This window comes from Winogradskyella schleiferi (assembly GCF_013394655.1).
In the GTDB taxonomy this organism is placed as follows: domain Bacteria; phylum Bacteroidota; class Bacteroidia; order Flavobacteriales; family Flavobacteriaceae; genus Winogradskyella; species Winogradskyella schleiferi.
Genome location: NZ_CP053351.1, coordinates 2,701,643 through 2,716,662, shown reverse-complemented (window position 1 = coordinate 2,716,662; position 15,020 = coordinate 2,701,643). Strand labels below are relative to the sequence as shown.

The following is a 15,020-nucleotide window of genomic DNA, read 5'->3' as shown; positions in this document are numbered from 1 at the left end:
TTATTGCATTTTTACTTTTGAAATAATTTGCTTTTTAAATTCATTAGGTGAAATTCCATATTTTTCTTTAAAAATTTTTGAAAAATAACTTCTGCTGGTAAAACCAATGGAATATACAATTTGAGAAATATTTAAATCCGTGGTTTTTATTAAATTCCTTGCTTTTTCTAATCTTATATGACGAATAAATTCAGTAACTGTTCGTTTATAAAGAAACTTAAAACCATCTTGAAGCTTAGCTTGGGACAAGCCGTAATCTAAGGACATTTGATCTAAGGAGTATTGTTTTGCAGGTTCTTTTTGAATTATGTCACAAATTTTCTTAATTGTTCTAAGTTCTTGCTTTGTTAATGATTTAGGTAGTTTTTTACCACTACTTTGTCTATTGTGTTGTTGGATATGCTGCGAAAGAATTTCATAAACCTTGGCTTCGATTTTTAATATGCGCAGCATTCCTTTCGATTTAATGTTGTGAATAGACTTTACATCATCCGCCATTTTTAAATTCAATTCTCCATAATGTACAAATCGGTTTTCATGATCTGTGTCTACAAAAACTTCATATAATTTTTTGTTTAGCGAAGAGACATCTGTGGTTTTTTTCTTCAAAAACTCCTTGCGTACTATTTGAATGACGTTTATTTGAAGCGTTTCATTTTTAAGAAAGTGCAAATAATTAACACCGACAGATTTATTAGCAAAAATTACGGATTGAAACTGTTGGGTTTTATGCTCTTCGTTTTGTACGCCTACGCGATGTGTAAAAGCACCTTTTAGGTTATAAATAAATCGTATAGGATTGAAATCTTCAGCTTCAATTCTAAGGACAAATTCCTTATAAAATTTAATATCAAAATCCAATAAATTAACGCCCCAATCAAAAGGTATATAAGTGATATTACCACACGCATTGGCATTGTCAATTGTCATGGTGTATTCACCCCAACGTTCTTCGATAGTTCCGTCCAAATGCTCAGAGATTTGAGTCAGGATATCTTTAGTGTTCGAAGGTGTTAGTGCTATTTCGATCATGAGTTTTTTTAGTATTTTGTTGAATTTAATGAATTTAGAGGTTTGAGATCAACATAAGCATAGTTCACATCTCCAATGTGCTTATAATTTTCGTCACCTTTACCGAGTTGTGACCAGAATAACCTTTTGTCTAAATCGTCGGTATTGTATTGATTCAATAACGTTTGAGAAAATAAAATATAGTCGTCTTTGTCAATGGTGTTTTTTAAAAGTTTGTGTGCAATAACAACATCTTCGCCCATTAATTTTATATGTTTTCCAATGTTTACAGCTTCAACCTCTTCTCCAAAGTGTAGAATTATTTTTAGTCCTAATGACTTAATAATGGGTTTGCCACTTGTTTCAAATTTCTGGTCTAAGGTTGCTAATTGTTTATAAAATTCAGAATAAAAATAAGTGCACTGGTCAATCAGTTGTTTCAATGATGGTAATTCTCCTCTTTTGAAAAAAAGCACAGCATCACCTTCAATTTCGGAGACCCTTAATCCAATTTCGTTAGCGTATATTATTTGGTTCAGTAATGCTGGTATCACTTTTGCACTAATTTCGGCTTCAGCAGCACTCATAAATTTTGTGAAGCCACTAATGTCGGGAATACAGATTAACATAGTTAAATAATTAAATTAATGCGTTGTAAAATTAGGTTTTTTTCTAGTATGAACTTCATAAATATTTCAAAAAACATCAATAGACAGTGTAAATAAACGCAATAAGCAGTAAATCAGTTAAGCTTTGGCGTAATAGAGCAAATTTAAAGGCAATTGTGTCCGTATTTTTGTTTATAAAATAAAGACTAATATGAATATTTATGAAGCCATTAGAAAAGATCACGATATCCAACGCAATTTATTAGACAAATTGGTGGACACATCTGGCGATACAAAGACGCGAACCCATTTGTTTAAAGAGCTTCGCAAAGAGTTGACCCTTCATGCTAATGCTGAAGAAAGACATTTTTACAAACCATTGATTCCAACCGATAAGATGCAAGATCACGCCAGACATGGTATTGCAGAGCATCATGAAATTGATGAACTTGTTGAACAATTGGAGAAAACCGAAATGGACTCTTCGGCCTGGTTAAAAATTGCTAAAGATTTAAAGCATAAAGTGGAGCATCATTTAGAAGATGAAGAACATTCGTTTTTTCAACTTTCAGGAAAAGTATTCAGCGAAAAGCAGAAAGAGGAGTTAGCCACAAAATATAACGACTATATGCAAGAGCATAGGTAAATAAGAATTACGGTTAGTAGCTTAGCTATCAATTTGGATTTCAATAATAGGTTTTAGACCGATTTTAGAAATTTAATTTGGTAGCTTTTTTCTTTAATTAAAATAGCTCTAATATCCACGTCAACACTATCCAGCTTAGACTTGTTTTCCTTTAATTAACGGCAATTTATCATAAAATGTGTTAAGATTTATGGCTTAGATTAATCGCGTCAATTTCTTCTGCAATTGAACTAATGAATGCTTTAAAAGACAGCTATTTTTGAGTATGAAAAACAAATGTTGAAATAAAGCATTTGAGATGAGATGTAATGAGATGAGCATCTACTAAAAAAATCATCTATAATATTTAAAAACAGAATAAAATGGCAGCATACACAGAAGAAGTAGGAAAGAAGTTAAATGCATTATTAGAAAAGAATTATGATGGTGAAAAGGGCTATCATAAAGCTGCAGAAAACACGGATCACGTCGGATTAAAGACTTATTTTGGTCGCAAGGCTCAGGAAAGAAAATCGTTTGGACACGATCTTAAGTCAGAAATCAGAACTTTTGGAGAAGACGTAGATAAAGGAGGAAGCTTTACAGGCGCAGCACATAGAACATGGATGGACGTAAAAGCTTTGTTCTCCGCTGATGACGCAGAATCAATGTTAGAGGAAGCGATAAGAGGCGAGAAAGCAGCAGTAGAGGAATACAACGACGTATTACAAGAAACTAGCTTGCCTAGCAGTACAAAGTCAATTTTACTGTCTCAGAAAAATCAAATTGAAAGCGATTTATCTCAAGTAAAATCCTTAGAGAATTTGAAGTAAATTCGAAAATTAACTAGAATTTTAGAAAGCGTTTATTATTCATTTAATAAACGCTTTTTTATGGGATTAAACTTAGATAGATTATGATTGTTAAATTCGATAATACCAAAAACATATTTATACAATAATTATTGGTGGTAATAATCCAAATTTAAAAAACTAAGCGTCTTTAATATATTTTCATTTTCTAGGTTATATATAATTATACTGAGTTCATTTTCCTCAATCCAATACAGGACAAATTATGCACTTAACATCATATATTTTATAAACCATTTGTGGCAATAACCATGCTTTAATATTAACATTTGTTTTTTTATTGCGATAGTTTTTTATGTATTCAGGATAACAAAAAATGATAATAATCACTTACTTGCATAAAAAATAAGTATGTTTTATAAATTATCAAATACAAACAATGTACTGAAAATTGAAGATGCTTTTGATGCTAAATTTAAATACCCGCTACTTTACAAAACCGCTCCAATTATAAACGGACTTTCAGAACAGTCTTTACCAGTTATTACCATGAATAATCCTAAACAAATTGATTATGCAATTTGGGGAATATTGCCGCAAGAGTATAAGGAAGATTGGGATAGTTTTCAGAGCCTTACTAATACGCTCAATATTTCAATAAATAAAATCAATACTTTAGATTGGGCTTATCCATTACTAAATGAACAGCGATGTCTAGTAATTGTTTCTGGGTTTTTTACCTCTTATTTATTTGATGGCGAAGTATATCCATTTTTTGTTTATGAAGAGAATCACAAACCATTTGCTTTGGCAGGTATTTATTCAACTTTAGCTGATGGTTTTTTATCGGTAAGCCTAATTACTACGGCATTAAAAAATGATTTCAAGAATATACACAATATAGGCCATGATTTTCCGATTGCCATGGATAACGCGCATTGTAAAAAATGGTTGAGCAACGATTTGGAATTGTCAAATTCGCGCATAGAAAATATTAATAGACTCGAATTGAAGGCACATACAATATCTCGGGAATTTTATAAAAATGATATTATTTATGATGATGTGCTAGAACCCGCTGATTATGTTGGTTTACCTATTCTTTCCCTGAAATAGTGGATTCCTTATTCATTATTTCCTTTGATATCGACACCAGATTTATCTAATAAAAGTTGTGTCCATCCATGCCATTATCGGCTTTCACTGTTTCAGATTTACGTTTAATAGAAATTGTAGACTTTGATAATGCTCTGAAAGTTAATATAAATACCAATTTTTTAATTTATGAACTATTTTTTAAATCTGTATCGTTTTGAGTTAATAACTTCTTTTATAGAGTTAATGGATGTTTTACTTAGGCCTTAGATTTGTAATATATAATTTAAAGCAATATTAGTTGAAATACTTTTATTAGTTTAGTATAGGTTGGTTACCTAGTAGATAAGGCGAATTCTCGGTTAGGGAATTCGCTTTTTTTTATAAAGTATATGACTATCAATTCGGTCAATATCAGTTGGATATGAGCAAATCAAACTCCTAAATAAATGTCATCTTTGTATTGAAGGTTAGAAATACTGACCGAATAACTAAAAATCAAAACATTATGTTACGTTGGACAATCACATTCGTTATAATAGCAATCATAGCAGCCATTCTTGGCTTTGGAGGCATTGCTGGAGCAGCAGCAGGAATCGCTAAAATCGTATTCTTTATATTTATAGTGCTTTTTGTACTATCTTTATTAAAAGGAGTTGTAAAAAAATAAACCGATATAATTTAATTTAAATACTAAAATAGCCTTGAGAAGCTCAAAATTCTCAAGGCTATTATTTTTTGTTATTTAGTAAAAGATCAATTTTAAAGCGTTTGAATAAAGGCCAATAAGTTTAAAGTAAGACCCTCATTGATTGTAAGTTTGAATTCAGCCGAAAAAAGGCTAACCTGATACTAATTTCTGATTACAGAGATAATTATGATATAAGTTCAGATTCGTATCAGAGATAGTCAACTTCTGAATTAGAATATTTACGATATCACGTACTAATATTTAGTGATATTGAAAAGTTATTCAATCCTAACGTAATTTTCAGAATAAATTTTATTCCCATCATCATCCAATTCAATTTGCTCGAAACGATCTTCTGATAATTCAAGTTGAAAGTTAAATTCCTTGTTTTCTGCAATCACTTCATTCATAAATGCAGAACCAAAATCCAGGACTTCGGTTAAATGGCCATCATCATAGTCATAAGAGCCATAACCAAAAAATTCAATAGAATCTGTCTTTAGCAATTTGCACCACATCACTTTACTATCCGTGTACATTTTTACTTGTCTAGATATCGTGTTATTGGAAAATGAATCTACAACCACATTGTCGTTATAATTATAAAATCCAACAAGTTCCCATGTGCCCATAAGACTATTATCGTTTGCTTTCATTTCGGTCTCCACTTCAATAGTTTCAACATCGGTTTTTGATTGGTCCTTGCAAGCAACTACAAGCATCAATACCATAATTAGGATTAGCCATTTAGATTTCATAATGTATTGGATTTTGCTATTATACACCTAAAATTTACAAAATAAAATGGAGAAATGGCACCTATTTATAATATTTATGATACTATAGTGAGTGTTGATAACTTCTAAGTAAGGTTTTATTCAAAAAACCTACTTTTGTTTTACGGAATAAAATACAAAATTATGTCTGATACAATTGAAAAAGTAAAGTGTTTAATTATAGGTTCTGGACCAGCAGGATACACAGCCGCAATATATGCATCTAGAGCTAATATGTTTCCTGTGTTATATCAAGGGGAACAGCCTGGTGGTCAATTAACAACAACTAATGATGTTGAAAATTTCCCAGGTTATCCTGATGGAATCACAGGGCCAGAAATGATGATTGAGCTACAAAAACAAGCCGAACGTTTTGGAACAGATGTTCGCCATGGCTGGATTACAAAAGTTGACTTTTCTGGAGATATTCATAAGGCTTGGGTCAATGAAGAGAAAGAAATTCATGCTGATACCATAATTATATCAACAGGAGCTTCTGCAAAATATTTAAACCTGCCATCTGAACAAAAATATCTAAAACTAGGTGGCGGTGTTTCTGCCTGTGCGGTTTGTGATGGTTTCTTTTATAGAAATCAAGAAGTGGTAATTGTAGGCGCAGGAGATTCCGCTTGTGAGGAAGCCCATTATTTGAGTAAACTTTGTAAAAAAGTAACCATGTTGGTAAGACGTGACGAATTTAGAGCCTCTAAAATTATGGCAAGACGCGTTAAAAATACAGAGAATATTGAAATCTTATATAATACAGAAACCGAAGAAGTGTTAGGAGATGGTCAAGTAGTGACTGGAGTTCGTGTATTTAATAATCAAACCAACGAAAAGCACGATATTAAGGCGACAGGTTTCTTCGTGGCGATTGGTCATAAACCAAACACGGATATTTTTAAAGAGTATTTAGATTTAGATGAAACGGGTTATATCATTAATGCCAAACCAGGAACAAGCAAAACCAATGTAGAAGGAGTGTTTGTAAGTGGAGATGCCGCAGACCATGTTTATAGACAAGCCATTACAGCAGCCGGAACAGGTTGTATGGCAGCTTTGGATGCTGAGCGTTATTTAGCGGCTAAAGATTCTGATTTTGAAGTGGCAACTTCGACCTATAATTAAATTAGTTACCTCCTATATATAAAGCCGAAGTTAAACACTTCGGCTTTTTTTTATTCAATATTTTGAGTTTTATAATTGACTGTTTTAAAAAAAAAATAAATCATGATTTTTATCATAATTGGTAATGGTTATTATTTAAATCTTTGCATAAATATTGAAAACACAATTATGAATATTAAAAACACAGGTATGAAAAATTCAATTAAACTCCCAAGCTTCTTTTTATCAGTTTTACTAATTAGTCTATTTTCTTTTCAGATTGCTACATCTCAAAATTATACTCTAAATAATTCGGCTTCTGTTTTAGAAGTGCATGGTACTTCTTCTTTGCACGATTGGACATTAGAGACGGAAAAACAATCAGGTAAAGTGGTTATCACCAACTCAGAAACACTAGAGATTAGTAGTCTTAATATTTCTGTAGTTGCAGAAAGTCTTAAAAGTGGAAAATCCGCGATGGATAAAAACACTTTTAAAGCTTTAAACACAGATGATCATAAAACTATTGACTTTAGCCTTACTTCCTTAAAACAAGTTACTAAGGTGTCTGATCAATCTTTCAAAATTTCTGCTTTAGGAAAATTAACAATTTCTGGCGTAACTAAATCAATTACCATTGATATGACAGTGAGATTGGAAGGAAATAAAGTTTTCCTAGATGGTGAAAAATCCTTTAAAATGACTGATTTTGGAATTGATCCGCCTAAAGCTTTATTAGGAACTATCAAAACAGGTGATGAAATTAAAATTGAATTCAAATCAGTATTCGAACAAAAATAGATAAAACTCAAATTCAACTAACTTAAATTTAAAAATTATGAAATCAGTATTAAAACTAGTAACATTTGTGATTGTGTTAACAATGGGATATTCAATATCGGCACAAACTAAAAACAAAAGAAACTTAGATAATTTTAGGCAACCAGACCAAAGAGGTGTTAATGTATTTGAAGCACCAAAGGATACACTAACAACTTTTGAAAACGTATACGTAAGAATTGGAGGCTCATTTGCATTACAGTATCAAGCTATAGATCATGAAAATTCAGGTGCTGTGCCATTAGGAGAAATAGGTTATAACTTTAACTTAGCAACGGCTAACTTAGATTTAGATGTAGCTCTTTATGATGGTGTTAGCATGCACTTGAGAACGTATTTATCTTCTCGTCATCACCCAGAACCATATGTTAAAGGTGGATATTTTCAAATAGATAAATTAGATTTTATCTCTGAAGGATTTATGGCAGACCTTATGAAACATACCACTATTAAAATTGGTCATATGGAGAATAATTATGGTGATGCACACTTTAGAAGAACAGATAATGCCCAAGCAATTTACAACCCATTTGTTGGAAACTTAATCATGGATTCGTTTACAACAGAGGTTGGTGCAGAAGTTTACTATAGAACAGACATGGGACTTTTTGGTATGATCGGATTCACAAACGGTAAATTAAACCAAAAAGTTACAGTTTCTGACGGTTCTACAGGTGGTGCAGTATTTTTAGCTAAATTAGGATATGATAAGCAAATCTCAGATGATTTTAGATTTAGATTAACAGGGTCTTTATATAATACGGGTTATGCACCAAATGTATATTTATATTCAGCAGATAGAGCAGGGTCTAGATATTATAGCGTAATGGAAGTGGATGGTTCATCAGCATTTAGATCAGGTCGCTTTGATCCAAGCTACGGGAATCAAATTACTGCCATTATGGTTAATCCATTTGTAAAGTATGGTGGTTTAGAAGTGTTTGGTACAATTGAATTAACTTCAGGAAAAAGATTAACAGAAATGGACAGAAGAAATACTGAACAGTTTGCAGGTGAAGTTATTTACAGATTTGGAGAAACAGAAGATTTATTTTTAGGTGCCCGTTACAATACTGTAAATTCTGAATTAGCTAGTGGTGATGAAATAAGCATTAATAGATTTCAATTAGGTGCAGGTTGGTTCATGACTAAAAATGTACTTATGAAAGCAGAATATGTAAGTCAAAAATATAACGATTTTGCAGAAGGTGACCAATTTGAAGATGGTCAATTTGATGGACTTATGTTAGAAGCAGTAATAAGTTTCTAAGCATTAGTATTATAAAAATGACCTTCATCTTTTGGGGTGGAGGTCTTATTTTTTTATATTTAATTATGATTAAGACAGTTTCAATTATCTTTTTGTTTTTCTTTGGATTTGTGTTTACTGCTTTTTCTGAAGTAGAAACGATAGAATCTAAAGAATCAACAGTGGTTCTATCTTCTGAAAGTTATCTTAAAATTAAAGGTAAGACTAATGTTGGTGCATTTGAATGTCATTTTGATATGACGACTATTTCAACCGAGATTAGAATTAATTATAGAGATTATGACAATAGTATAAAATTTAATAACACCAAGTTAACACTACCTAATATTGAATTTAATTGTGGTGGTAAGGCTATTAATAGAGACTTTAATAAATTACTTAATACTGAGGAATTCCCTGAGATAGTACTTAAGTTAAAAGAAATCTCAAAAGTTCATGCCAACGATAACGAAACGACGGCAGTCATAGAAATTACATTGAGTAATATTGTAAGGACATATGCAGTTCCTATTTGTATAACTAAGGGCAGTGATTTACATGTAAATGGTGTGATGCCTTTAAATATTAACGACTTTAATTTAACTGCACCAACCAAAATGCTGGGTATGGTTAAGGTATCGCCTGAAATTGAGATTCAGTTTTCTCTTAACATATTAGAATGAGAATTCTTTCTTAGTTAACGCATCTTCTTCTGTAGTTTAGAAGTATCTTCAAACTTTGTGATGGTTATTGCAGGATTTCCAAAAAGGTAAATTTCACTATCGCCAGAAGCGGCTATGGTAATACGTTCGTTTGCGGAAATCGTTAAATCACTACTGTCTTCTAAACTGGCATCAGCCGTTTTTACGTCAAATTTTGCACCATCAAAATTGGTTGAACTATCCAATTGAAAAATAGAGCTATTAGCTGTACCTTCAACCACAGCATCAGCACGTTGGTACAATATAAAACCTGTGATTTTACTATTAATTAAAGCATCTAATTTACTATTATCGCTTAATTCAATTTTCGTGCTTTCTGCGTTAAGGTTTAAGCGTGTTTTCGATTTTCCGGAGCTCTTGTAATTGATGGTTTTTGCATTAATATTTAAGTAGGCTCTAGAATCATCCGCTGTAGTAAGGGTCACATCACCAAGTTCCATAGATGTCAATGATCTGATCTCGCCATCACCTCTGGTTTCAATGGTATGAAGCCCATCACCATAATTTACGGTTATTTTCAATTTCTTCTTAGAGGTTATGCGCATGGTTTCAATAAATGTGAGAATACCATCAACCACGTTGAATTGAATCACTTCATGTAAATTATCATCGGCTTCCACATTTACGGAAGGCTTACTATTATAAACCACTTCGATTGAAAAATCGCCATCAACTACTATTGTATGGAAATCATCAATGTAAGTTTGTTTGATAGTGACGTTTCTATCGCCTTTAATTTTTTCATCCGATTGTGCCGTTACTATTGGTGTAGCAACAAGTGTTATAAAAAGAATGAGTACTAATTTTTTCATAATGTAAGGTTTACTGTCTTTTAAGAGACACAAAACTCATTTCTAAAGTCACTTATTTCGGTTTCTGACTTTAATAAAATGTTCCGATTGTCAATATTAATGATTTCTGTTTAATATTGGTCAATTAAAAGCAATTAAACATACATAAACAAAAACCATCCCAAACTCAAAATTGAATTTAGGATGGGTTATAATTGACTGGTTGTTAATTGATTGAATTCTAAAAGATTTTCATTTATCTTAAAACGGTTGGTTCATTGTTTTCTAACACTTCCTGCAGAAGTATCTGATTTTTCTAGGTTTTCAGGATTTCCAGAGTATCTAATATCGCCACCACTGGTGGCCTTAGCGATTAACGATTTTGATGTATTGACAGAAATATCCGCTCCACTTGTGGCCCTAACATTAGAGGTTTCGGCCTCAAGCTCTGATGCGTTAATATCACTTCCACTAGTGGCTTCAGCAATCAATGCGTTTGTAGAACCACTCAATTTTATATCGCTTCCGCTTGTGGCATGACAGTTTAAAGATTTCGTTTTTACATCCAACTTAACGTCAGCACCACTTGTACTGTTTAATTCTAAATCCGTAACTTTAATGGTGTTTTTAGAATAGACATCACTGCCACTTGTTGCTTTAATCGCTGAAATGGTTTCAACATTCAACATTATTTTTTTCGAATTGGCACGTCTTATGTTTTCTGTGGCATAGATTCTTAATACACTATTTTCAACTTCTGTCATAATAATATCTTGAAGGTTTTCATCTGCTTCAATAGATAATGAGACATTGTCAGATTGTGTAATGTAAAGGTCTAAACCTTGGCTGACTTTAATTTCGTTGAAGTCTGATGAAATATCTCTTTCTACGTTTATAACATGGCCATTGCCATCGACACCTTCTATCAAATTACAGGAAAGTAATAGTAAACTAATAATACTGGTTACGATAATTCTTGTTAGTGTGGTCATAATTTCTGTTGGTTTTTTGATACTGAAAAAGGTTCAGTAATGGTTGATGAAATATTATGATGTGAATTTAAGTTGATTAGACTTTGTTCTAAATTATAAAATGATGAGCTGTTGAAAGTTAGGTGTCAATTGTCATTTGCTTCAATATTGACACCATCTTCATTAATTTCTAAGCTTACATTTGATTTACCGTCGTTGGATGGTCCTTCCTTTGTAATGTTTTCTATGATTTCGGTAGATTCTTCACTAAATTCCTCTTTCTCTTCAAAGTCATCGACACAGTCCAAGCATTCGACATCGCCATCCAAGACTTTATAATAATGATTATCCATGTTGGACCTCAATAAATTGCTACGATAATTGTTTCCTTGAGAAAAACGCGATGCATAGTCAGATGGAAAAAAGATAGTGCCTTCTGGCAAGTACAAAATAATTTCTACATTTTGATCGCTGAACTTATTTATGGCATCCGTTGTTAAATAAGAATTTAACTTCAGAACATTATTAACTACCGAATAATTATAACTAATATTCTGGGCACGTTCCCTCGCTAAATCATAACTACTGCCTCTTGCAAAACCATTAATTTTAATACTTGCTAAAGAATCTGTGGTCGATTTTACAATGAACCTAACATCAGTAGTTGAAATGATATTTCGGTCACTGTCCGTTGGAATGATTTTATAACCGTGAAAATTTCTATTGAAATGCCTGTTATAACTATCATGGCTTACCATGCTAATTTTTAAGGTATCTTCTGAAGTGATATTAATAGTTTCTTCAATTTGAGTGAAGTTAGCATCATACGCTTGTTCTGTGGCTTGCTTTACGCCAGTTATAATTAGTCCTATGATGGCTACGATCCAAAGTCCCAACAAGGTGAATTTCGCCACATTACCGATAGATTTTAAGTTGTTTACCAAAATCTTTAGACCTAAATAAAAGATAAAGAAAAATGGAATTCCAATCGCAAAGAACAACAATAAAGACATGAGCCAAATTGGAATGTTAGCCGCATTGGAAGCATCTATAAAATCCATACCTGGAAAATGAAGCGCATTGGTAACACCAACTGTAAAAAAGGCAATTATTAAAGCAATAATTGCACTAATGCCTATAATAATCAGTAATATCCCAATAAACTTGGCAATCACCTTTAAAAAGAACATGATGATAGTACCGATGGTTTCAAAAAAGGACTGTGAGCTCGATTTTAACTTACTGCCTTGCTTCTGAAAATCAACACCTTTTACCGATTCAGAAATGTTATCAGACACATGGTCAAAGCCTTCTTTCAGTTTATCGCCGTGTTTTTTTAAATCTACATTTTTAAAGTTTTCTGAAACGGAATCAATCCCGTCTTTAATTTTTTTTTCGATGTTACTGATGTTTACGGGATCACCAGTCATGGTCAGCTTTTCAGCTGTGGTTTTTGCTTCGGGTATCAAGGCCCAAAGCAAAATGTACAATAAAACTCCAGTACCAGCACTAAAAAATAGGATGACCCATATAAGTCTGATCCATAAGGCATCTAAACCAAAATAATGACCTAAACCAGCAGCGACGCCACCAATATAAGAGTTGTCCGTATCTCTAAATAAACGTCTTGAAGATGTTGATTTTTGCTTGTAATGCTGTTTTGGTTCGTCTTCAAATATTTCGTCATCGACGAGATAATCTTCTGGTTGTCCCATAATGGTAATGACCTCGTCCACGAGCTTAACACCAACGACTTGTTTTTCGTTTTGAATACGCTCGCTAAATAATTCGGCGATACGTGCTTCTATATCTGCTATAATTTCAGATCGACCTTGAGAGTCTGTAAATGAACGTTTTATAGCCTCAAGATAGCGTGATAACTTAAGATATGCATCTTCATCTATGTGGAAGAATATACCTGCTAAATTTATATTGACTGTTTTATTCATTTTTTTGGTGTTTTTGTATTAGTTACTAGGTTAACTGCATTTTGTAAGTCGCTCCATGTGGCGTTCAGTTCGTTTAGAAACAGTTTCCCTGTTTCCGTTAATCCATAATATTTTCTTGGGGGACCAGATGTCGATTCTTCCCAACGGTAATTGAGCAATCCAGCATTTTTTAATCTTGTTAAGAGCGGATAAATGGTTCCCTCTACAACAAGCATTTTTGCGTCCTTTAATGTGCCCAGGATTTCTGCTACGTAAGCATCCTCATCCGCTAATATGGATAAAATACAATACTCCAGAACACCTTTACGCATTTGTGCTTTTGTGTTTTCTATTTTCATGTGTTATGAGTCTTTAAATCAATTAAACTGTTCATTTTTTGATCGATTTTGATGATTATACTGAAACAAGTTCAGCAAAAGTTGATGAATATTTACTTTAAAAAATTAATGGTAAATGGATATTTATAAGGCTGTCCATCCCTTGCAGATAAACTCGCTTTGACAATAAGAGCCAATTCAATGATAAAAGCAATAATGGCTAACACTCCCAATCCACCACCAATATAGAGTAGAGGGGAAGGCTCGCCAATATTGATATGAAAATCATGAAACCCATGAAAGTCAATAACATCTAAACCTCTAAATAATTTGAAAATGAAAAAAGGGACACTGATCGTTCCTATAATTATGGCATATAGCAAAACACTAATTTGAAAATTAATAGCTTGCTTACCATGCTGATCAATAAATTCAGATTTGTCTTTATTGGCTGCCCATAATACTATTGGGCCAATGAAATTCCCAAACGGAATTACAAATCTCGAAAAGGTGGACAGATGAATAAATGTCGCTAAAGTTTTATGGTGATTATCTATCATGATTAAAAGTATATAATAGTTGCTTATACAAATATATGTCTTAAAAAAGGTATTATGTTACGCATAGTACTAAAAATTAACATTTTATTAACATTAGTTGGGTTGGTATTTTTGAATTATTTTAGTGGAAAAATTAATTCACAATATGAATATTTCGCCATCCAAACTCAACTTTTTTCTAATGTTTAAGCTACCTGCGGCATATTTTACAGGAGTAAGAACAAAAGCGATAAATGATAATTCTTGTATTGTGACGGTGAAACATCGTTGGGTAAACCAAAATCCTTTTAAGTCCATGTTTTGGGCCGTACAAGGAATGGCTGCTGAGTTAACAACAGGTGCGTTAGTTATGAAAAAAATAAGAGAAAGTGGCAAGAAAATTTCAATGTTGGTAGCAGCTAACAATGCTTCATTTACAAAAAAAGCAACAGGAAGAATTACATTTAAATGCGAAGAAGGTCACAAAATAGATGAAGCGATTAAGAAAGCCATTGAAACAGGAGAGGGACAAACGGTTTGGTTAAAGTCTAAAGGGACAAATAAGGAAGGTGTAGAGGTATCCGATTTTAATTTTGAGTGGACACTCAAAGTAAAATCTTAGATTTTTCTTTGACCTTATAGTCTCAGTCTCAGTCTCAGTCTCAGTCTCAGTAAAAAGTAAAAAGTAAAAAGTAAAAAGTAATAAGTACAAAGTGAAAAGTGTGGAGTGAAAAGTAAAAGGTACTAAGTAAAGTATAGACGTTTTTTTTCTTTGTGTGCCTTTGTGTCTTCTCTGTGGAACTTTGTGTCATAGCTTTTATTAGATTGAAGTATTCATTACTTAGGATTCAGTTTAAGGTATTTGAAAAAAAAATTTGTAACAAAACAAGAAATAATTCAACATATAATAGAATCAA

At 32.4% G+C, this 15,020-nt stretch carries 17 protein-coding genes; 9 read left to right on the top strand and 8 right to left on the bottom strand.

Features of this window, described 5'->3' with window-relative positions; translation table 11 throughout:
* A complete protein-coding gene (locus tag HM990_RS11790; RefSeq protein WP_178989129.1) occupies positions 1–1,032 on the bottom strand; it encodes a helix-turn-helix domain-containing protein in 1,032 nt (343 codons plus the stop codon).
* 8 nt (positions 1,033–1,040) lie between these two features.
* Positions 1,041–1,640: a DUF2652 domain-containing protein gene (locus HM990_RS11785; RefSeq protein ID WP_178989128.1), complete on the bottom strand. Its 600-nt coding sequence runs from the start codon at positions 1,638–1,640 to the stop codon at positions 1,041–1,043.
* Between the two features lie 190 nt (positions 1,641–1,830).
* Between HM990_RS11785 and HM990_RS11780 the strand changes: the two genes are divergently transcribed.
* The 4 genes from HM990_RS11780 to HM990_RS11765 all read left to right on the top strand — a co-directional run bounded on the left by HM990_RS11780 (position 1,831) and on the right by HM990_RS11765 (position 4,821).
* Entirely contained in the window at positions 1,831–2,265 is a 435-nt protein-coding gene (locus tag HM990_RS11780; protein WP_178989127.1) for a hemerythrin domain-containing protein, read from the top strand.
* A 362-nt stretch (positions 2,266–2,627) separates the two neighbouring features.
* Complete coding sequence (locus tag HM990_RS11775) at positions 2,628–3,077, top strand: ferritin-like domain-containing protein (RefSeq protein ID WP_178989126.1); 450 nt, start codon at positions 2,628–2,630, stop codon at positions 3,075–3,077.
* Positions 3,078–3,467: 390 nt separating this feature from the next.
* A complete protein-coding gene (locus HM990_RS11770) occupies positions 3,468–4,172 on the top strand; it encodes an SOS response-associated peptidase family protein (RefSeq protein ID WP_178989125.1) in 705 nt (234 codons plus the stop codon).
* Positions 4,173–4,659: 487 nt separating this feature from the next.
* Positions 4,660–4,821 carry a DUF1328 family protein gene (locus tag HM990_RS11765; protein ID WP_115810288.1) on the top strand — a complete coding sequence of 54 codons (162 nt, stop codon included), beginning with the start codon at positions 4,660–4,662 and terminating at the stop codon, positions 4,819–4,821.
* A gap of 299 nt (positions 4,822–5,120) precedes the next feature.
* On the opposite strand, the gene HM990_RS11760 is transcribed toward HM990_RS11765, so the two are convergent.
* Positions 5,121–5,600 carry a hypothetical protein gene (locus HM990_RS11760; protein WP_178989124.1) on the bottom strand — a complete coding sequence of 160 codons (480 nt, stop codon included), beginning with the start codon at positions 5,598–5,600 and terminating at the stop codon, positions 5,121–5,123.
* 162 nt (positions 5,601–5,762) lie between these two features.
* Between HM990_RS11760 and trxB the strand changes: the two genes are divergently transcribed.
* The 4 genes from trxB (at position 5,763) to HM990_RS11740 (ending at position 9,497) form a co-directional block, all read left to right on the top strand.
* Positions 5,763–6,746: a thioredoxin-disulfide reductase gene (gene trxB / locus HM990_RS11755; RefSeq protein ID WP_178989123.1), complete on the top strand. Its 984-nt coding sequence runs from the start codon at positions 5,763–5,765 to the stop codon at positions 6,744–6,746.
* A 102-nt stretch (positions 6,747–6,848) separates the two neighbouring features.
* Entirely contained in the window at positions 6,849–7,526 is a 678-nt protein-coding gene (locus tag HM990_RS11750) for a YceI family protein (protein ID WP_178989122.1), read from the top strand.
* A gap of 37 nt (positions 7,527–7,563) precedes the next feature.
* Positions 7,564–8,835 carry a hypothetical protein gene (locus HM990_RS11745; protein ID WP_178989121.1) on the top strand — a complete coding sequence of 424 codons (1,272 nt, stop codon included), beginning with the start codon at positions 7,564–7,566 and terminating at the stop codon, positions 8,833–8,835.
* 65 nt (positions 8,836–8,900) lie between these two features.
* Positions 8,901–9,497 carry a YceI family protein gene (locus HM990_RS11740; RefSeq protein ID WP_178989120.1) on the top strand — a complete coding sequence of 199 codons (597 nt, stop codon included), beginning with the start codon at positions 8,901–8,903 and terminating at the stop codon, positions 9,495–9,497.
* A 14-nt stretch (positions 9,498–9,511) separates the two neighbouring features.
* On the opposite strand, the gene HM990_RS11735 is transcribed toward HM990_RS11740, so the two are convergent.
* The 5 genes from HM990_RS11735 to HM990_RS11715 all read right to left on the bottom strand — a co-directional run bounded on the left by HM990_RS11735 (position 9,512) and on the right by HM990_RS11715 (position 14,124).
* Positions 9,512–10,348 (bottom strand): GIN domain-containing protein, encoded by an 837-nt coding sequence (locus tag HM990_RS11735; RefSeq protein ID WP_178989119.1) that lies wholly within the window; start codon positions 10,346–10,348, stop codon positions 9,512–9,514.
* 254 nt (positions 10,349–10,602) lie between these two features.
* On the bottom strand, positions 10,603–11,319 hold the full coding sequence (locus HM990_RS11730; protein ID WP_178989118.1) for a head GIN domain-containing protein: 717 nt from the start codon (positions 11,317–11,319) through the stop codon (positions 10,603–10,605).
* A 125-nt stretch (positions 11,320–11,444) separates the two neighbouring features.
* Positions 11,445–13,247 carry a PspC domain-containing protein gene (locus HM990_RS11725; RefSeq protein ID WP_178989117.1) on the bottom strand — a complete coding sequence of 601 codons (1,803 nt, stop codon included), beginning with the start codon at positions 13,245–13,247 and terminating at the stop codon, positions 11,445–11,447.
* A complete protein-coding gene (locus HM990_RS11720) occupies positions 13,244–13,585 on the bottom strand; it encodes a PadR family transcriptional regulator (protein ID WP_178989116.1) in 342 nt (113 codons plus the stop codon). Before HM990_RS11720 ends, HM990_RS11725 begins: the two co-directional genes overlap by 4 nt.
* A 92-nt stretch (positions 13,586–13,677) precedes the next feature.
* Complete coding sequence (locus HM990_RS11715; protein WP_178989115.1) at positions 13,678–14,124, bottom strand: DUF4870 domain-containing protein; 447 nt, start codon at positions 14,122–14,124, stop codon at positions 13,678–13,680.
* A gap of 145 nt (positions 14,125–14,269) precedes the next feature.
* Here HM990_RS11715 and HM990_RS11710 point away from each other — a divergent pair, with 145 nt between their 5' ends.
* A complete protein-coding gene (locus HM990_RS11710; RefSeq protein WP_178991974.1) occupies positions 14,270–14,725 on the top strand; it encodes a DUF4442 domain-containing protein in 456 nt (151 codons plus the stop codon).
* Positions 14,726–15,020: the final 295 nt, after the last annotated feature.